This is a genomic window from Frondihabitans sp. PhB161 (genome assembly GCF_003814635.1).
Lineage (GTDB): Bacteria > Actinomycetota > Actinomycetes > Actinomycetales > Microbacteriaceae > Frondihabitans.
In genome coordinates, this window is record NZ_RKQW01000002.1 from 196,194 (window position 1) to 213,500 (window position 17,307).

The window sequence follows — 17,307 nt, forward strand, 5'->3', positions numbered from 1 at the left end:
CGCGGAGGTCGTTGACGAGACTCGGGCGCGATGGCGACGGGCCGTGTTCGTCTCGACCCGAGGATCCGACGGCTAGAGCAACGAGGAGCGTCGCTTCACGAGCACGTGCCCGCGGCTGGTGGAGAGGCGCGTCCAGGCACCCACCGTGAAGACCCGGGTCGGCTCCTCACCGGAGAGGAACCCGAGCGTCAGCGCCGCAAAGGCCGCACCGGCCGGAACCCCGTCGGTGCCGTCGATCGGACGCGTCCAGACGCCCGAGCGGACCTTTTGCACGATCTGCTCGCCCGTTCCCGTCGGGATGACTCGGGCGACCTCGTCGATTCCCGCCTTGGCCGTGGCCTCGAGGACGGCCGCGTCGACTGCGGCCGCCGCCTGCCAGCCACCTCGCGGCGGGGAGATGGCGGCCCAGGAGGCCGCGATCACGACAGGTGGCAGCGCGACGACGACTGCGGCGGTGGGGTCGACGACCTCGTTCTGAAGCCGCACCAGTCGCTCCTGGACGGAGCGGATCGGCACCACGGCGTCGAAGGTCGCTTCGCTTCCTTCGGCCAGGGCATAGGTTCGCAAACCCAAGACCGTCGGGCTCGTGTCGAGGAGACCGGCCGGGCTGAGAACGCCGACGTAGGCGGCGAGCAACCCGCCCGCTCCGATGAGGCGCACGGCACCGTCGTCGACCGCGGCAGCCCGCGCGAGGAAGGTGTGCAAGTCGCCGAGCGAGAGCGAGTCGGGGAGCGTGAATGCGGTAGTCATGAGCGATCTAAACTACCGCTGATGAACTCCGACCCGTCGCACCCCGCGGCCGCCACCGACCCCCTGGCCGACCTTCTCCATGCTCTCGAACTCACACCGTCGGGCACCGACACCTTCGAGGGCTCGAGCCAGTGGATGCCCAACGGGCGTGTGTTCGGTGGGCAGGTGCTCGCGCAGTCACTCATGGCGGCCGCGCAGACCGTCGATGGCGAGCGCGTGCCGCACTCCCTGCACGCCTACTTCCTGCGCGCCGGCAAGGTCGAGTTCCCCGTGTCGTTCCAGGTCGACCGGAGCCACGACGGCCGTTCCTTCGCCTCTCGCCGGACCGAGGCCTCGCAGAACGGCGTGCCGATCATGACGACAATGTCGTCGTTCCAGACGATCGACGGAGGAATCGACCACCAGGTCGAGGCGCCGACCGGGTTGCCGGATCCTGAATCTCTTCCGACGCTCGCCGAGGGGCTCGAGGGCATAGACGATCCGTCGGCGAGGTTCTGGGCTCACGGCCGGCCGTTCGACATCCGGCACGTGCCGTCGCCGATCTTCCTCCGGGTCGAGGGGGCGCACGTCGCGCACCAGGCACTGTGGATGAAGACGGTGGGGCGGCTCCCCGACGACGACCTCGTTCACCGCGCTGCGCTCGCCTACGCCAGCGACCTCGGCATCCTGGAGCCGATCCTGCGGCGACACGGCGTTCCACTGTCGGCACCCGGTATCAAGATCGCCAGCCTCGACCACGCCATGTGGTGGCACCGGGCCGGGCGTGCCGACGAGTGGCTGCTCTACGCCATGGAGTCACCGAGCGCACAGAGCGGCCGTGGGCTGTCGACCGGGCGCTTCTACGATCGTAGTGGGCGCCTGCTCGCGTCGGTCGCTCAGGAGGGTATGACCAGGGTTCCTGGCGCGTAGCTCGGCGGTGTGAGTCAGCGAGACCTTAAAAACGACCGCCGATCGGCGCGATCGGCGGTCGTTTCAGAGGTCTCGACAGGTGACGAGTCAGCGACGCCGGAACGTCAGCGGTTCATCGACGAACGGCGACCAGGCGGTTCGCTCGGCGTCGTTGATCCGGCGCGGGCGCTGCGTCGAGGCATCGACCAAGACCAGCGTCGAAGCGGCACGGGTGTGCAGCACGCGTGGCTCGACGCCAACCGGCGAGAAGACCTCATAGAAGATCTCGAGGCTGGCACCGCCCATGTGGCCGATCCAGAGCTGGATGTCGAGGGGCAGACGCGTGTACGCGATCGGCGCGAGGTACTCGACCTCTTGCCGGGCGATGAGCGACCACGTGTCGGTTCCCGGGCTCGAGTCGAGGATGGCCGTCGCGGTCGAGTCGCCCGACTCTTCGCCTGCCGACCAGAACGCCTGGATCCTGGCCTCTTCGAGGAGGTGCAGCATCTCGGCGTTGTTCACATGGCCATAGGCGTCGAGGTCGCCCCACCGCAGCACGGTGGGAACGTGAAGCCTCGCCACGTCAGTCTCTCGTCAGCTTGCGGTACGTGACCCGGCTCGGCTTGGCGGCGTCGGCGCCGAGGCGCTCGATCTTGTTCTCTTCGTAGGCCTCGAAGTTGCCCTCGAACCAGTACCAGTTGGCCGGGTTGTCGGGGGTGCCCTCGTACGAGAGGATGTGCGTCGCGATGCGGTCGAGGAACCACCGGTCGTGAGTGATGACCACAGCGCAGCCGGGGAACTCGAGCAGTGCGTTCTCGAGGCTGCCCAGCGTCTCGACGTCGAGGTCGTTTGTGGGCTCGTCGAGCAGCAGAAGGTTTCCGCCCTGCTTGAGGGTCAGCGCGAGGTTCAGACGGTTGCGCTCACCACCGGAGAGCACGCCGGCCTTCTTCTGCTGGTCGGGGCCCTTGAAGCCGAACTGCGACACGTAGGCCCGCGACGGGATCTCGGTCTTGCCGACCTGGATGTAGTCGAGGCCCTCGGAGACGACCTCCCACAGGTTTTTGTTGGGGTCGATGCCGCCGCGGTTCTGGTCGACGTACGAGATGTCGACCGTCTCGCCGACCTTCAGGTCTCCGCCGTCGAGCGGCTCAAGCCCCGTGATGGTCTTGAAGAGCGTGGTCTTGCCGACGCCGTTCGGGCCAATCACGCCGACGATTCCGTTGCGGGGAAGGGTGAAGGAGAGGTTGTCGATCAGGACCCGCCCGTCGAAGCCCTTTTCGAGACCCTTGGCATCGATCACCTGCTGCCCCAGACGCGGACCGACCGGGATGATGATCTCTTCGAAGTCGAGCTTCTTCGTGCGCTCGGCCTCGGTTGCCATCTCTTCGTAGCGAGCGAGGCGGGCCTTCGACTTGGCCTGGCGGCCCTTCGAGTTGCTTCGCACCCACTCGAGCTCGGACGAGAGGCGCTTGGCAAGCTTCGCGTCTTTCTTGCCCTGAATGTTGAGGCGCTCGCCCTTCTTCTCGAGGTAGGTCGAGTAGTTGCCCTCGTACGGGTAGAGCCGGCCGCGGTCGACCTCGGCGATCCACTCGGCGACGTGGTCGAGGAAGTACCGGTCGTGTGTCACGGCGAGGACGGCGCCGTGATACTGGCTCAGGTGCTGCTCGAGCCACAGGACGCTCTCGGCGTCGAGGTGGTTAGTGGGCTCGTCAAGAAGCAGGAGATCGGGCTTCTGCAGCAGCAGCTTGCAGAGCGCGACGCGGCGCTTCTCACCACCGGAGAGATTGGCGATCTGGGCGTCGCCCGGGGGCGTCCGCAGGGCATCCATGGCCTGCTCGAGTTGGGAGTCGAGATCCCAGGCGTCGGCTGCGTCGATCTCTTCTTGAAGACCGCCCATCTCTTCGAGAAGGGAATCGAAGTCGGCATCGGGCTCGGCCATCGCGGCCGAGATCTCGTTGAAGCGGTCGATCTTGCCCTTGATCGGCCCCACGCCCTCCTGGACGTTCTCGAGGACGGTCTTGGACTCGTCGAGCTCGGGCTCCTGCATGAGGATGCCGACCGTGTAGCCCGGGCTCAGCTTCGCCTCGCCGTTCGAGGGAGTGTCGAGGCCGGCCATGATCTTGAGGATCGTCGACTTACCGGCACCGTTCGGGCCGACGACGCCGATCTTGGCTCCGGGGATGAACGACATGGTCACGTCGTCGAGGATCAGCTTGTCGCCGACCGTCTTTCGCGCACGGACCATCGAGTAAATGTATTCGGCCATGGGGTCCAGTCTATTTGGGGAATGGGTCGCGGGCGGCGACTCTGAGACGAGGTCTCACCAGTCGATGGCGCGAGTCGTTCCGATCAGGCATTTGCCGGTCTTCAAGACCGCAGAGGAAGTGCTGGCGAACCCGTGCTGACCGATCTGCCCGACAAGACAGTCGTCGCCCCGCCAGCGCACCGAGACCTCGATCGAGTCGACCTGACGGCCGATCGAGGTGGAGTCGGCGGTGACCTCCATGTTCTTCTTGGAGAAGCCGGCCGAGCTCAGGGCGTCGACGATGTCTCGACCCTGCGCGCCCGAATCGGCGTCGAGCTTCTTCTTCACCACGGAGTCGAAGAAGCGGAGCGCCTCGGCGGTCGAGGCGGTCTTCGAGAAGCTGGGCGCCGGCTTGGGCGTGGCAGTCGACTCAGCGGTGGAGGTGGCCGTCGCCGATTCCTGCGACGCCGAAGGACTCGTCGTCGGCTCAGGCGCCTGGGTGGTGCACGCTGTCGTCACGAGGAGGACGAGCAGAGTGAGCCCGGCGACCGCCCCGCCCGTGCCTCGGGATCGCTGGATTCGAAAGACCACGGCCCGAGTCTATTCGACCCGATCAGAACGGGGCCTCTTCGCCGACGACGTGCCACCCGGACTGCTGGTCGACCGGGGAGGGCGGCGTGGAGGCCGCCAGGACGAGGACTGGTGCGGCGGCGGGCACTGCGACGTTGGTCTGCTGAGGCGGCGCGCTCGGCACGCCCAGTTCGGAGCCGGAACCGGGTGCCGCGGTCGTGACGGGCGTCTCGAGGTGGCCCGAGGGATCCTGCGGGGGTGCCTGCTGCGGATCGGTCGCGTTCTCGTCGTGCTCGTCTGCCGCGCCGGGGGCCGGTGCCGCGCGACCTGCGGCCTTCGTGAACGTGGTCGTGCCGAACAGCAGATCGGGCCCGAGCGATTCGGCATCGATCTCGACGGAGGTGCCGGAGCGGTCGTCTTTCTGCCAGTTGCGAATTCGCAGACGGCCGGAGACGAAGACGCGGTCGCCCTTGTCGAGCGAGGCGTCGGCGTGGTCGGCCAGCTGGCGATACACGCTCACCGAGTACCAGTTGGTATCGGAGTCGACCCAGACGGCGCGCGAGCGATCGTAACGACGCTGAGACGACGCGAGGCGGAAGGTGACGAGCGAGATGCCCGAGGTGGTGCTCACCCGCTTGAGCGGGGTCGCGATTGTGCCGGTGAGGGAGATGGTGTCTGTCATGACCGAAAGTCTCGCGACGACGACAACGGCCCGAGACCGTCTCTCCCTCGTCTGGGGAGAAGCAGGCCGTCGGGCCGGTTGTGGAGACCAGGGCGCTCCCGGTCTTTCGCTCAGTGCTCGGTGAACTCCGGGCGATCCGCGCCGGGACCGAGCGCCGCGTGCATGGCGCGTTTCGCGACGTCGAGCGTCGGGTAGGCGCCGTGATAGTCGGCCTCGCGACCGACTCGAATGGCGAAACCGTCGCCGGTGCGGTGGATCGATCCCACGGCTCCGGCGGGGCCGCTGGCCACCCAGGTGCTTTGCGTGGTGGTGGCGGTGTCGTTGCTCATCGTTGAGCTCCTTTCGATGTGGCCGAGGCGCGGTGCCGCGACCTATGACGCCAAGACGTACTTGCCGTACGACTTGCGGATCTTGTTGACCTTGGGCAGCGCGACCGCGAGGCAGTAGCCCTGACCGGGATTCTTGGCGAAGAAGTCTTGGTGATACTCCTCCGCGTCGTAATAGACGCCGAGCGGCTCGAGGGTGGTCACGATTCCGCCCTCCCAGTACTCTCCAGCACGGTCGAGGGCCGCTTCGAACTGCGCCTTCTGCGCGTCGTCTGTGTAGAACATCGCCGAACGGTACTGAGTGCCGACATCGGCACCCTGGCGATTGAGCTGTCGCGGATCGTGAAGGGTGAAGAAGACGTCGAGGATGACCTCGGCCGGGATGACCTCCTCGTCGAAGGTGACCTGAACGGCCTCGGCGTGCCCCGTCGCGCCGGTGCAGACGGCCTCGTAGCTGGGATTCGACATCGAGCCTCCCGTATAACCGGAGACGACGTCGGTCACGCCCTGAAGGGTGCGGTAGACCGCGTCGAGACACCAGAAACAGCCGCCGGCAAGCGTGAAAGTGGTCATGACCTCACGGTACTCCCCGGCCCTGCGGGCGTCAGTAGGCTCAGCCCTATGACCTCACCTTTCACGCCCTACGTCGCCGACGCCGAACGGTACGAAAAGCTCCCCTACGACCGGATCGGCCGGAGCGGACTGCGACTCCCCCGCATCTCGCTCGGATTCTGGAACAACTTCGGCACCGACCGCTCCCTCGAGACACAGCGTGACATCGTGCTCCGAGCCTTCGATCGCGGCGTGACCCACTTCGATCTGGCAAACAACTACGGCCCCCCGTACGGCTCGGCCGAGGAGCAGTTCGGCCGGATCCTGAGTGCGAATCTCGCGCCCTACCGCGACGAGATCCTCATCTCGTCGAAGGCCGGCTACGACATGTGGCCCGGCCCGTACGGCGACGGCGGCTCGCGCAAATACCTGCTCTCGTCGCTCGACCAGAGCCTCACGCGCATGGGCCTCGACTACGTCGACATCTTCTACTCGCACCGCCCCGACCCCGAGACGCCCATCGAAGAGACGATGGGTGCGCTGGCCACGGCCGTCCGCCAGGGCAAGGCCCTCTACGTCGGCATCTCGAACTACGACCCTGCCCAGACCGAAGCGGCGATCACCGCCCTCGCCGCCGAGGGTGTGCCGCTGCTGATCCACCAGCCGCGGTACAACATGTTCGATCGCCGACCCGAGCAGGGCCTGTTCGACACCCTCACCGCCAACGGCGTGGGCTCGATCGTCTTCTCGCCGCTCGCGGGCGGGCTGCTGACCGGTCGATACCTGAACGGAAAGGCACCCTCAGGATCCAGGGCTGCCGAGGGTCGCTGGTTCACCGAAGACGTGCTCGATGAGACCTACCTCTCTCGGGTCGGCGCCCTCAACGACATCGCGTCGGCACGCGGGCAGTCGCTCGCGCAGCTCGCGCTGCTGTGGGTGCTCCGACAGGAGGCCGTGACGTCGGCCCTCATCGGCGCCTCGAGCGTCGCACAGCTCGACGACAGCCTCGACGCGCTGCACGGCGCGGATCTGAGCGACGCGGAGCTCGCGGCGATCGAGCCTCTCGCTGTCGACGGCACTGGGTCGGGTCGGTAGTCGCGCTCAGTATCACCGGTCGGTGAGACCTCAGAATCGCCCGCTTTTCTCCACGAAAAGCGGGCGATTTTGAGGTTTCGCGCCGGATGCGTGGTCGCGCGGGGTCGAATGTCGGTGGTCGTACGTACGTTCGATTTACACCCAGAGTCCAGCCGACCACAGCGAGGAGCACCACGATGACCACCCTGACCTTCACCCCCGATTCCGTTCCCGGCGCCCTCGCGACGGCGCCATCCGTGCGCGAGCAGCGGGGCGGGCTCACTCTCGTCCAACTTCACGACGGCCTCATCCGCGTCACCCGGCCGTCGGGTGAAGTGCTCGGGTACGTCGAGAGCTATCAGCACGCCGAGGGCGAGCGATTCCGCGCCAAGCGTTTCCTCCCGCGGCAGCGTCGGTTCGTGGAGATCGGCGAGTTCTGGAGCCGAAACGACGCCACCGACTGCTTCCGGTTCGCCTGAGTTCGCTGTCGCCTTGCCTGAGCGGAGTGGCGCTTTGCGGGCCGATTACGCCCCGATGCCTGTCGCAGCCCGGCCCGGGGCCCTGGAGCAGTTAGTGTGCGCGGCATGACCTGGTGGAACGCGCTGACCGACTGGCTGACTTCAACCGAAGGGCAACGCATCATCACGAACGTCGTTCTGCCCTTCGTAGCGATAATCGTGGCGGGTGTCTTAACTGCGCTCATCGCTCGCAGCATGGGCAAGCGGCTACTCGAGGCGCGTGACCGCGAAGTAAAGGCGAACACGGTCACGGCCCTGATTGCATCGGCCCGTCGTTCGATCGAGTGGAGCACGCTCGGCACCGACGAACGGGCGCACACGGCGCACCTCTCCGACGAGGCGTCCATCAGGCTCCGCCTGCTTCCCGTCGCGGGCGCCGACCTCGCCGCCGTCTGGTCGGAGCACGAGATCGCGTCGATTCGCAGCAACTCGGCCACCTTCCGATTCCAGGCCGAGCAGACCTTTGCCGACCTGCGCGACCGCCTTGTGCAATGGCAGACCAAGCCGACTCGGGCGAAGAAGCTGTTCCGCGACGAGGTCGAGCGTTGGAACGCCGAAAAGGCCGAAGACAAGGCGTCCCAACCCGAGTCGGCAACGACGCAGTCGTTCGTTCCGGTCGACGGCGAGTCCAGTCCGGAGCAGGCGCCCACAGCGTTCGCACCCGCACCCGTCGTTCCGGCTACGCCCCCGGCCGCGGCCACCCAAGACGCCGCCATCGCCGCGATGGAGCAAACGCCTGCCGAACCCCAGGTGGCAGCTGCGGCCCCCTCCGCGACCGCCACCGACGAGGCGTCGCCGGTCGAGACCGCCCCTCGCGAGGCATCCCCGAGCGAGGAGGGGCGCGTCGAAGCGGCCTACGCCGAGGCGGGGCGGACGAATGACGCTCACGTGCAGGGCGGGGCCGAGGTGAGCGGCGTGGGGGCGGATCCTTCGATTTCTGGCGGCGTACCCGCTCGCGCCTCGACCGGCATGGTGACGACGCCCGTGGTCAACGCGCCTGTGCAGGTCAGTGCAGAGTCGGCAGGTGCAGAGGCGGCGAATGCGGAGGCGGCGAGCGCGACGCAGGAGACCACCGCCGATACGGAGCGGGGCCTCGAGCCGGCCGACAGCGAATCTCGCGATGACGAGTCGGGCGACGATCGCGAGCCGGCGTTCAGCGCTCCGGTCAGCGCGCATCAGGTTCGTCGCCGCACGACACCCGACGAAAGCTGAGCGAACGGGCGGCGCGTAGTACCGTAGTCATCGATTGCGGTCGGTCGTCTCCCCCCGTAGCTCAGTGGAAGAGCACGTGGTTTCTACCCACATGGCCGGGGGTTCGAATCCCTCCGGGGGGACTCCTGCATCTCTGCGCACGACAGATTTAGTCGCGTTTCGCAGGTTTAGTCGCGGTAAATCGCGACTAGACCTGCGAAATGCGACTAGACGCAGTGTCGTCAGCGACTCGACGGGTGTCGCTAACCGAATCACGCACCGCCCACCGAAAAAACGGTAAGCGGTGCGTGATTCAGTTCGCGATGGTCGGGCTACTGGGTCAACGAACCCGTCAGGTCGTAGACGGTCACGCCGCCGACGGTCTGCGAGGCGAAGTTCGCCTTGACCCAGGCCGCGATCTTCGACGACGCGTTGCTTCCGCCGTTCGACGTGCCGACCGAGCTGCCCACGAAGTAGTGGATCTTGCCCGCGGCGACGTAGGCCTTGAACTCGGCCAGGGTCGGCGACGGATCGCTGCCGTTGAAGCCGCCAACGGGCATGACCGACTTGAGAGTCGCGAGCTGATAGCTGGCTGCCGTGTCGGAGCCGATCGCCGCAGCAACCCAGGTGTACTGGTCGGCATCGGTGAGCAACAGCTTCTTGAGGGCCGACGAGACCGTGGTCGAGCCTCCGAAGATGCCGCCCATGCCTCCGCCACCGCGAGCCATGCCGCCCATACCGCCGGTCGGGGCCGTGCGAGTGCCAGTGCCAGTGCCGGTGCCGGTGCCGGTGCCAGCGCCGGTGCCCGTGCCAGCCCCGCCGGGCGTACCACCGAAGCCACCGGGCGGCGTGCCCATTCCGGTGCCCGCTCCGGTGCCTGTCCCGGTCCCGGTCCCGCCCTGCGTGCCGCGAGCGCCACCGCCCGCACCGGGCGCGCCACCGCCGCCGCCGAACCCACCGCGAGCGGAAGCCACCGCAGGCCCGGCCGACGGGATCGACCCGGTGTGGGCGGTCGAGGCTGTCTCGATCGAGTAGGCGAGAGGCCCGAGCAGACCGCCGACCAGCATGAGCGACACGGTCGCCGCAGCCAGCCCGCGAGCGCGCCCGGCCGAGCGCCCCATAACGCCAGCAGCACCGGCAGCGACGCCACCTGCACCACCGACAGCACCCCCAGCAGTCCGACCGTCAGCGCCACGCCCGACGCCAGCACCAGCACCAGCACCACGAGGCACCAGCACGAGCACCGCAGCGGCCACGCACGCGACGACGACCACGAACTTCAGCCACGGCAGCCAGTCGGTGGCCCGGGCGAGCAGCGCGTACGACCAGGCCGCCGTCACGAGCATGGTGACTGCCAGGACGATCCGTGGCCACCAGCGCGTGCGGGCGGCGTTCCAGACGACGGAGCCGCCGATGGCGACGGTCCCGGCGAGCGGGGCGGCCAGTGCCACCGTGTAGTACGGGTGGAAGATGCCGCCGGCGAAGCTGAAGACGAGTCCGGTGACGACCAGCCAGGTCGAGAAGAGCAGCAGTGTGGCGCGGCGCACGTCGATCCGGTGGCGCCGACCCAGCACGACGAATGCGGCGACCATCACGATCAGGGCGGCGGGCAGCAGCCAGGTAATTTGGCCGCCGATCTCCGAGCCGAAGAGGCGGGTGATGCCGGTCGAACCCCAGGATCCGGCTCCTGCCGCCCCTGTTCCGCCCGTCACCGAGCCCGTCTCGTTGCCCGTCAACCGGCCGAAGCCGTTGTAGCCGAACGTCAGCTCGAGGAACGAGTTGTTCTGCGACCCGCCGATGTACGGACGCATCGAGGCAGGAACGATTGAGACGATCGCGACCCACCAGCCGGCTCCGACGATCACGCCGCCGAGGGCTCCGAGCAGGTGCAGCAGTCGCGTCTTCCAGCGGAGGGGCGCGCAGAGGAAGTACACGGCCGCGAGCTCGGGCAGGATCACGAACGCCTGCAGTTGCTTGGTGAGGAACCCGAATCCGACGACCACCCCGGCCCAGACGACCCATCGGATCCTGCCCGATTCGATGCCGCGCAGCGTCAGGTAGACGGCCAGCGTCATCAACAGCAGGAGCATCGCGTCGGGGTTGTTGAACCGGAACATCATCACCGCGACCGGCGTCAGCATGAGGGTGCCGCCGGCGATCAGAGCGGTCCCCGCCGAGAAGTGCCGTCGCACGATCACATAGACCAGGAAGACCGTGGCCACGCCCATGAGCGCCTCGGGCAACAGGATGCTCCACGACGAGAGGCCGAACAGGCGCACCGACAGCTCCATGATCCAGAGCGACGCGGGCGGTTTGTCGACCGTGATCGAGTTCGCGGCGTCGGAGGATCCGAAGAAGAACGCCTCCCAGTTCGATGCCCCGGCCTGGACGGCCGCCGAATAGAACGAGTTCGCGTAGCCCGAGATCGAGAGGTTGGTGATGTAGAGCACCGCCGAGGCGATGATGAGGCCCCAAAGCGACGGTCGCTCCCAGCGCGGCGAGGTCGCCGGGCCGAGAGCCAGCCAGCGCCCGGCCCGTCGGAGCCGTGACGGCGGCGATGCGGCAGCGGACGAAGGATCCGACGTGGCCGACGCGGGCGGAAGAGAAACGGTGGTCATGACTGGCTCGCCTTCGTCAGGGTCTCGGCGGTGCGGGGGTGAGCGTGCGCGCTCGGCTGGTCTCCGACCTCGAACGCCCGTCGCGGCTCGAGCGTCGGGGCGGGTTTCGCCTCGCGGCGAAAGACCCAGACGCGGAGCAGCACGAACCGGACGACCGTGGCGACGAGGTTGGCGGCCGTGAGGACGACGAGTTCGACGTGGGCTCCGGCATCGGGCGAGACCCGGTGCAGGCCGACGAGCGAGCCGGAGGTGATGACCCAGGCGATCCCGAACACGATGAGGCCCTGGGCCTGATGCTTGACCTGACCGCTCCCCCGCACCCCGAAGGTGAATCGTCGGTTTGCGGCGGTGTTGCCGATGGTCGTGATCAGCAGCGCGAGGAAGTTGGCCAGCTGGGCCGGCACGAACTGCTGAAAGAGCAGGTAGATGACGGCGTAGGCGGCTGTCGAGAGCACGCCGACGAGACCGAATCGGATCACCTGCCCGAAGAACGACGGCGCCGGTTGGGCATAGGGATGACGGCCGATCTGGTCGTAGATGGCGCCCACCGGAATGCGGCCCCGGGCGATCCCCGTAGCGACGCGGACCATTCCTCGGAGATCAGCGGAGGCGGTCGCCACGATGTCGACGGACGACTGTGGGTCGTCGACCCAGTCGACCGGCACCTCGTGGATGCGGAGGCCCGACCGTTCGGCGAGGATCAGCAGCTCGGTGTCGAAGAACCAGCCCGTGTCTTCGACGAGGGGCAGCAGGTGAGCCGCCACGTCGCTTCGGATGGCCTTGAAGCCGCACTGCGCATCGCTGAACGACACGCCCATGGTCCGGCGCAGCAGCAGGTTGTAGGTGCGCGAGATGAAGTCGCGCTTGCCGGCCCGGGTGATGCGCGAGGAGGGATCGAGGCGCGTGCCGATCGCCAGGTCGGAGTGCCCGGAGAGGAGGGGCGCGACGAGCGGCTTGAGCGCCGACAGGTCGGTCGACAGGTCTTCGTCGACGTACACGAGCACGCTCGCCGTCGACTCCGACCACACCTTCTTGAGGGCGCGGCCCCGGCCCTTCTGAGCGAGGTGGACGGCGATCACGCCGTCGAGTTCGTTCGCGAGCGTGTCGGCCAGCGCCGGCGTGGTGTCGGTCGACGCGTTGTCGGCGATCGTGATCCGCCACGTTTCCGTCAGGGAGCGCGAGAGGTACGCGTGCAGAGCGGTGATGCTGGCTACGAGGGTCGCCTGCTCGTTGTACACGGGCACGACGATGTCGAGGTCGAGGGTCTTCGTGATTTCGGGCATGGATCGAGAATGCGATCCGTCTCAATGAGGGCGACTGATGCACCCGATGAGATCCCTATGAAAACGAGCGGAGAGCAAAAAACGCAGGATCCGAGGAGGCGCTCCTCGGATCCTGCGTTCTGGCTCTGTGCTTTTAGTTGGTGCTCTCGCGGCGATCTTCGGGGTCGACCACCGGGTCGCTGTCTTTGGCGTCGAGGGCGTAGTGGACCTGGAGCTGCTCGCCCACCAGGTGTGCCTTCGTCGCCGTGTAGACGAAACCGGTCTCGGTTCCGTCGATGAGCACGTAATCGGTGATCTCGTCGTCGTAGGAGCCGTTCGTCGACACGCGCTTGTCGGTGCGGCCATCGCTCGGCCCGCCCTCGAAGAACACGACGTATTCGGAGCCTTCTTCGACCTGGAGCTTTTCGTCTGTCATGGGAACTGTCTACCAGGCGGGGCCCCCGGAATGTTCAGCGTCGACCCCCGCGAGCCCCTCGCTAGACTCGCGACATGCCTTCAAGCGACAGACTCGTGTGGATCGACTGCGAAATGACCGGGCTCGACCTCGGCGTCGACGAATTGGTCGAAGTGGCCGTCGTCGTCACCGACTTCGACCTCACTCCCCTTCACCCCGGGTTCGACATCGTCATCAAGCCCGACCAGGCCGCACTCGACAACATGGGCGAGTTCGTCACGAACATGCACACCTCGTCCGGTCTCATCGACGAGATCCCGAACGGCGTCAGCCTCGCCGAAGCCGAATACGAGGTGCTCAACTACATCCTCGAATACGCACCTGACAAGGGCAGCGCCCCGATCGCCGGCAACACCATCGGAACCGACCGCACGTTCCTCGCCAAATACATGCCCCGTGTCGACTCGCACCTGCACTACCGCTCCGTCGACGTGTCGTCGATCAAAGAGCTCTCGCGCCGCTGGTTCCCGCGCGTCTACTTCAATGCCCCTGCGAAAAACGGCGGCCACCGCGCCCTCGCCGACATCCTCGAATCGATCCGCGAGCTCGAGTACTACCGACTCGCCGGCTTCACCGCCGAACCCGGCCCGACCACTGACGACGTGCAATCCATCTCGAAGTCGGTAGTGGACAAATGGGCCCCGCGTTTGGGATAGACTTGTCGGGTCGCTTCGTTCGTCAAGCTCTCGCCAGCTAGGCGGGCGAAGTCGCATGGTGGGTATAGCTCAGCTGGTAGAGCGCCTGGTTGTGGTCTAGGAGGCCGCGGGTTCAAGCCCCGTTACTCACCCTCAGAAATGGTCGGGCCCTGCCCTCTCTCACGAGAGCAGGGCCCGATTTCTTCGTCGTGCCCATTGCTTTAGATGCGCAAGCGCATCTAAAGCGGACCAAAAATGGTCGGGCCCTGCCCTCTCTCACGAGGGCAGGGCCCGATTTCTTGGCCGTGCCCATGGCTTTGGATGCGCAAGCGCATCGGAAGCGGATCAGAAATCGTCGTGCTCGTCGGCTTGGCCCGAAAGGCTCAGGACCTTTTTGGGCTCGAGCATCTTATATATCTCTGATATTCTGGTGACATCAATCCGACCCGGGGGTAGATGTGCCCAGATCAGGCCGCAAACCAACAACCACTCTTGCCACCAGAAATGGCAGACGCTCCGATATTCAGGGCCTTCGTGCCCTGGCCGTCATCGGTGTCATCGCCAACCACCTGACAGGAGCCCCCTCGGGTGGCTTTCTCGGAGTCGACGTCTTCTTCGTCATTTCTGGCTTTCTCATCACGGGGCTACTCGTGCGCGAGCGTCAACAGACCGGGCGCATCTCTCTCGCTGACTTCTACCGACGCCGGGTCAAACGCATCGTCCCGCTGGCCCTGCTCGTCACGATGTCGACGTGTGTGGCCGCGTTCGCACTGTTCAACTCCGCACGAGCCGACTCGGTTCTGACCGACGCGAAGTGGTCCGCCGCGTTTCTTGCCAACTGGCATTTCGCCGCCTCCGGCACCGACTACTTCACGAGCCAGAACGCCACTTCCCCGTTGCAGCACCTCTGGTCGTTGTCCGTCGAGGAGCAGTTCTACGTGGGCTGGCCGCTTCTCCTCATCGCCGGCTTCTTCGCCCTCTCCTCGGCCCGGTTCTCGCTCCAGCGGGGTGCCCTCGTCGCTGTGGCGATCGCCCTGGTCGGGGCGTCCTTCTTCTACGCGGTCGCATCGACCAGCGCCGAGCCGATCGCGGCGTATTTCTCTACTCCAGCCCGAGCATGGGAGCTCGGGTTCGGTGCCGTCCTCGCACTCGCCCTGCCGCTTTGGGAGCGCATTCCCCGCGCGGTGAGCGGCCTCGCCTCGTGGATCGGCCTCGGGGGCATCGTGGCGTCGTTCGTCTTCATCGATGCGTCGTTCGCTGTTCCCGGCCCCTGGGCGCTCGCAGCCGTTGCCTCGTCCGGGCTCGTCATCCTCGGCGGGGCTGCCTGCACGGCGCCCCGGCTCGTGCCTCTGTCCAATCCGGTCACGGCATTCATCGGTGACATCTCGTACTCGCTCTACCTATGGCACCTGCCCGTGATCGTGTTCGTGGGGGTCTCGCTCGAGGCCGGCTCTCCGGCTCTGTATGCCGCGGCGATCGCACTCACGGGCGGCCTCTCGGTTGCGACCTACTACCTCCTCGAGCGACCTGCCCTGTCAGCGCCGCTCCTTACGGGCGAATCGGTCCAGAATCGCGCGGCTCTCTGGCGAGAATGGCGGAAAGCGCATGGAGCGACTTACCGTACTGGCGGCCTCGCCGTCCTTTCGGGCATCACTGTCGTCCTCTGCGCCGCGACCCTCCTCCCCTCGACGTCACCCTCGGTCACGCGTCCTCTCCCCGTGGCCGAAGCGGCTGGAGAATCCAGATCCGCTACCGACCAGGGCGGCCCCGTGCAGCAAAAACTCGCGAAGCAGATCGAGGCAGCGCTCGGGGCCAGCACCTGGCCAGACCTCGACCCCTCCATCGACGCGGAGATCAACGGCCCAGACGCGGCCTCCGAGGTGGCGACCTGCGGCCAACCCGGTCGCATCGATATCGGTAGCTGCAGTTGGGGGTCCCCCTCTGCGAAAAAATCCCTGGCGGTAGTGGGCGACTCCGTCGCGCTTGCCTACGCCAAGACGTTCATCGCCATGACGGAGGCGCATGACGATATCTCGGTCACGAGCCTTGGCCAGTTCGGCTGTCCACTCGCCGATCTCCCGCTTCACGAGAGCAGCACAGACAAAACCGAGTGCTCTCGGCATCGTGAAGAGACGCTGACGACGCTCGAAACGCTCAAGCCCGATGTCGTAGTCGTCACTGACACCTACGCTCCGCTCACCGATGCCACCACGAAGGCATCTGTCTCGGCGGCCCAGTGGAAGACCGGCATGAATGGTGTCACCGATCGCATGGCCGCTACCGGGGCACAGGTCGTTTTCCTGCCTCCGCCACCGCCCGGGGCCGTTCTCGAGACGTGCTTCACTCCCCGCAGCGTTCCGTCCTCCTGCATCTCACGCGTCAGCAGCACCTGGACGGCCCGGGCCGAGACCGAGAAGAGTCTGGCGAAGTCGGTGCAGGGCACCTTCGTCGACACGCGGCCCCTTTTCTGTGTGTCGGGCCTGTGCCCTGCCTTCGTTGGCCGCGACGTCGTCAAATCCGATCTCAATCACCTCACGGTCCGCTACGCCACCGCGATCGCACCGGCCATGTACGAACTTCTGAAGGAGGCGGGGGTTCTCAGTCCGGCGTGAGAGGCTGACCGCATGCTCGAGGTGGATGCGAACGCGTTTGAGAAGCTCGTGATCGACGAGCTCGACCTCCTTCCCGACGACATGTTCGAGGGTCTGGAGAACGTCGCCTTCGTCACCGAAGATCGCCCCGAAGACGGCTCCCTCGACCTCCTCGGCCTCTACGACGGCGTAAGCCTCACCGAGCGGGGCCAGTACGGCTTCGGCGAGCTACCCGACCGCATCATCCTGTATCGGGAGCCCCACCTCGCGGCGTGCGACACCGAAGACGACCTCCGCGACGAGATCCACGTGACGCTCGTCCACGAGATCGGTCACTACTACGGTTTCGACGACGACAAACTGCACGAGCTCGGCTGGGCGTAGTCGTTCAGCCCTCCACGACGACATCGGCGAGCTGGCGCGGGTCGTTCGCTACACGGTGCGCTTCCTCCTGCTCGGCCCAGACATCCCACCACGCACTGTCGGCGTAGTCCGCGGCGTCCACTACCGACCGTTCACGCACACGCGACCGCCGAGACTCATCGTCGAGCTCGACCCACACGCGCAGCGTAGCCAGAGGAGCCGAGGCACGGGTGAGGGCACCGGCACCCTCGATCACCAGCGGCCGTCGCGGGTCGAGGGAGCGCCAGGTGGAAGGCTCACTGGCGTCCCAGTCCCAGCGGCGGTGGCCGGGTTCAGCGGCGCGGAGCATGTCGCGGACGACGGCCTCGGAGGCGCGAGCGAGGCCGTGCCAACCGGGATACACGTCGTCGAGCTCCACGAGCTGAGCGTCGAGGAGTGGCGCCAGGGCTCGGCCGAGTGTCGTCTTGCCGGATCCTGATCTCCCGTCGATGAGCACGACCGGACGCGCGCTCCCAGCCTCCGCACGCGAGGCGAGCAGGGCGAGAGAAGTCGACGAAGACAACGACA

The 17,307-nt window shown here is 66.7% G+C and carries 18 protein-coding genes and 2 tRNA genes; 9 read left to right on the plus strand and 11 right to left on the minus strand.

Annotation, left to right across the window (positions count from 1 at the left end):
* Positions 1-72 precede the first annotated feature (72 nt).
* Entirely contained in the window at positions 73-750 is a 678-nt protein-coding gene (locus EDF39_RS09660; RefSeq protein WP_123942669.1) for a hypothetical protein, read from the minus strand.
* A gap of 21 nt (positions 751-771) precedes the next feature.
* Between EDF39_RS09660 and EDF39_RS09665 the strand changes: the two genes are divergently transcribed.
* Complete coding sequence (locus EDF39_RS09665) at positions 772-1,659, plus strand: acyl-CoA thioesterase II (RefSeq protein WP_199726194.1); 888 nt, start codon at positions 772-774, stop codon at positions 1,657-1,659.
* 87 nt (positions 1,660-1,746) lie between these two features.
* On the opposite strand, the gene EDF39_RS09670 is transcribed toward EDF39_RS09665, so the two are convergent.
* The 6 genes from EDF39_RS09670 to msrA form a co-directional block, all read right to left on the minus strand.
* On the minus strand, positions 1,747-2,220 hold the full coding sequence (locus EDF39_RS09670) for a thioesterase family protein (RefSeq protein WP_055962816.1): 474 nt from the start codon (positions 2,218-2,220) through the stop codon (positions 1,747-1,749).
* Position 2,221: 1 nt separating this feature from the next.
* The gene (ettA, locus tag EDF39_RS09675) at positions 2,222-3,904 is read right to left on the minus strand and encodes an energy-dependent translational throttle protein EttA (protein ID WP_055962820.1); all 1,683 of its coding nucleotides are present in this window, start codon (positions 3,902-3,904) and stop codon (positions 2,222-2,224) included.
* Positions 3,905-3,958: 54 nt separating this feature from the next.
* Positions 3,959-4,474 (minus strand): hypothetical protein, encoded by a 516-nt coding sequence (locus EDF39_RS09680; RefSeq protein ID WP_123942671.1) that lies wholly within the window; start codon positions 4,472-4,474, stop codon positions 3,959-3,961.
* Positions 4,475-4,496: 22 nt separating this feature from the next.
* Entirely contained in the window at positions 4,497-5,135 is a 639-nt protein-coding gene (locus EDF39_RS09685; protein WP_123942673.1) for a single-stranded DNA-binding protein, read from the minus strand.
* 110 nt (positions 5,136-5,245) lie between these two features.
* Complete coding sequence (locus tag EDF39_RS09690) at positions 5,246-5,464, minus strand: methyltransferase (RefSeq protein WP_123942675.1); 219 nt, start codon at positions 5,462-5,464, stop codon at positions 5,246-5,248.
* A 42-nt stretch (positions 5,465-5,506) separates the two neighbouring features.
* Complete coding sequence (gene msrA / locus EDF39_RS09695) at positions 5,507-6,034, minus strand: peptide-methionine (S)-S-oxide reductase MsrA (protein WP_055962831.1); 528 nt, start codon at positions 6,032-6,034, stop codon at positions 5,507-5,509.
* Positions 6,035-6,082: 48 nt separating this feature from the next.
* Between msrA and EDF39_RS09700 the strand changes: the two genes are divergently transcribed.
* The 4 genes from EDF39_RS09700 to EDF39_RS09715 all read left to right on the plus strand — a co-directional run bounded on the left by EDF39_RS09700 (position 6,083) and on the right by EDF39_RS09715 (position 8,939).
* Entirely contained in the window at positions 6,083-7,108 is a 1,026-nt protein-coding gene (locus EDF39_RS09700) for an aldo/keto reductase (RefSeq protein WP_123942677.1), read from the plus strand.
* A gap of 176 nt (positions 7,109-7,284) precedes the next feature.
* Entirely contained in the window at positions 7,285-7,566 is a 282-nt protein-coding gene (locus EDF39_RS09705; RefSeq protein WP_194605125.1) for a hypothetical protein, read from the plus strand.
* Between the two features lie 105 nt (positions 7,567-7,671).
* A complete protein-coding gene (locus EDF39_RS09710) occupies positions 7,672-8,817 on the plus strand; it encodes a hypothetical protein (protein WP_123942679.1) in 1,146 nt (381 codons plus the stop codon).
* Positions 8,818-8,867: 50 nt separating this feature from the next.
* Positions 8,868-8,939, plus strand: a tRNA-Arg gene (locus EDF39_RS09715).
* Positions 8,940-9,128: 189 nt separating this feature from the next.
* Here the strand turns inward: EDF39_RS09715 and EDF39_RS09720 are convergent.
* The 3 genes from EDF39_RS09720 to EDF39_RS09730 form a co-directional block, all read right to left on the minus strand.
* Complete coding sequence (locus EDF39_RS09720) at positions 9,129-11,414, minus strand: glycosyltransferase family 39 protein (RefSeq protein ID WP_123942681.1); 2,286 nt, start codon at positions 11,412-11,414, stop codon at positions 9,129-9,131.
* A complete protein-coding gene (locus EDF39_RS09725) occupies positions 11,411-12,697 on the minus strand; it encodes a bifunctional glycosyltransferase family 2/GtrA family protein (RefSeq protein ID WP_123942683.1) in 1,287 nt (428 codons plus the stop codon). Before EDF39_RS09725 ends, EDF39_RS09720 begins: the two co-directional genes overlap by 4 nt.
* 133 nt (positions 12,698-12,830) lie before the next feature.
* Positions 12,831-13,112 (minus strand): hypothetical protein, encoded by a 282-nt coding sequence (locus tag EDF39_RS09730; RefSeq protein ID WP_055962843.1) that lies wholly within the window; start codon positions 13,110-13,112, stop codon positions 12,831-12,833.
* Between the two features lie 74 nt (positions 13,113-13,186).
* Between EDF39_RS09730 and orn the strand changes: the two genes are divergently transcribed.
* The 4 genes from orn (at position 13,187) to EDF39_RS09750 (ending at position 16,761) form a co-directional block, all read left to right on the plus strand.
* Positions 13,187-13,807, plus strand: a complete 621-nt coding sequence (orn, locus tag EDF39_RS09735; protein WP_123942685.1) for an oligoribonuclease — start codon at positions 13,187-13,189, stop codon at positions 13,805-13,807.
* Positions 13,808-13,865: 58 nt separating this feature from the next.
* Positions 13,866-13,938, plus strand: a tRNA-His gene (locus EDF39_RS09740).
* Between the two features lie 306 nt (positions 13,939-14,244).
* Entirely contained in the window at positions 14,245-16,398 is a 2,154-nt protein-coding gene (locus EDF39_RS09745; RefSeq protein WP_123942687.1) for an acyltransferase family protein, read from the plus strand.
* Between the two features lie 12 nt (positions 16,399-16,410).
* The gene (locus tag EDF39_RS09750; RefSeq protein WP_123942689.1) at positions 16,411-16,761 is read left to right on the plus strand and encodes a metallopeptidase family protein; all 351 of its coding nucleotides are present in this window, start codon (positions 16,411-16,413) and stop codon (positions 16,759-16,761) included.
* 4 nt (positions 16,762-16,765) lie between these two features.
* Here the strand turns inward: EDF39_RS09750 and EDF39_RS09755 are convergent, their stop codons facing one another.
* A complete protein-coding gene (locus tag EDF39_RS09755) occupies positions 16,766-17,302 on the minus strand; it encodes an ATP-binding protein (RefSeq protein ID WP_199726193.1) in 537 nt (178 codons plus the stop codon).
* Positions 17,303-17,307: the final 5 nt, after the last annotated feature.

Bases quoted from the DNA above. Each gene is read 5' to 3' on its own strand.
- EDF39_RS09690 (WP_123942675.1), bottom strand. From the start codon at position 5,464: ATGAGCAACGACACCGCCACCACCACGCAAAGCACCTGGGTGGCCAGC.
- EDF39_RS09730 (WP_055962843.1), bottom strand. From the start codon at position 13,112: ATGACAGACGAAAAGCTCCAGGTCGAAGAAGGCTCCGAATACGTCGTG.
- EDF39_RS09700 (WP_123942677.1), top strand. From the start codon at position 6,083: ATGACCTCACCTTTCACGCCCTACGTCGCCGACGCCGAACGGTACGAA.
- EDF39_RS09720 (WP_123942681.1), bottom strand. From the start codon at position 11,414: ATGACCACCGTTTCTCTTCCGCCCGCGTCGGCCACGTCGGATCCTTCG.
- EDF39_RS09685 (WP_123942673.1), bottom strand. From the start codon at position 5,135: ATGACAGACACCATCTCCCTCACCGGCACAATCGCGACCCCGCTCAAG.
- EDF39_RS09750 (WP_123942689.1), top strand. From the start codon at position 16,411: ATGCTCGAGGTGGATGCGAACGCGTTTGAGAAGCTCGTGATCGACGAG.
- EDF39_RS09710 (WP_123942679.1), top strand. From the start codon at position 7,672: ATGACCTGGTGGAACGCGCTGACCGACTGGCTGACTTCAACCGAAGGG.
- EDF39_RS09725 (WP_123942683.1), bottom strand. From the start codon at position 12,697: ATGCCCGAAATCACGAAGACCCTCGACCTCGACATCGTCGTGCCCGTG.
- EDF39_RS09660 (WP_123942669.1), bottom strand. From the start codon at position 750: ATGACTACCGCATTCACGCTCCCCGACTCGCTCTCGCTCGGCGACTTG.
- ettA (WP_055962820.1), bottom strand. From the start codon at position 3,904: ATGGCCGAATACATTTACTCGATGGTCCGTGCGCGAAAGACGGTCGGC.
- msrA (WP_055962831.1), bottom strand. From the start codon at position 6,034: ATGACCACTTTCACGCTTGCCGGCGGCTGTTTCTGGTGTCTCGACGCG.
- orn (WP_123942685.1), top strand. From the start codon at position 13,187: ATGCCTTCAAGCGACAGACTCGTGTGGATCGACTGCGAAATGACCGGG.
- EDF39_RS09705 (WP_194605125.1), top strand. From the start codon at position 7,285: ATGACCACCCTGACCTTCACCCCCGATTCCGTTCCCGGCGCCCTCGCG.
- EDF39_RS09665 (WP_199726194.1), top strand. From the start codon at position 772: ATGAACTCCGACCCGTCGCACCCCGCGGCCGCCACCGACCCCCTGGCC.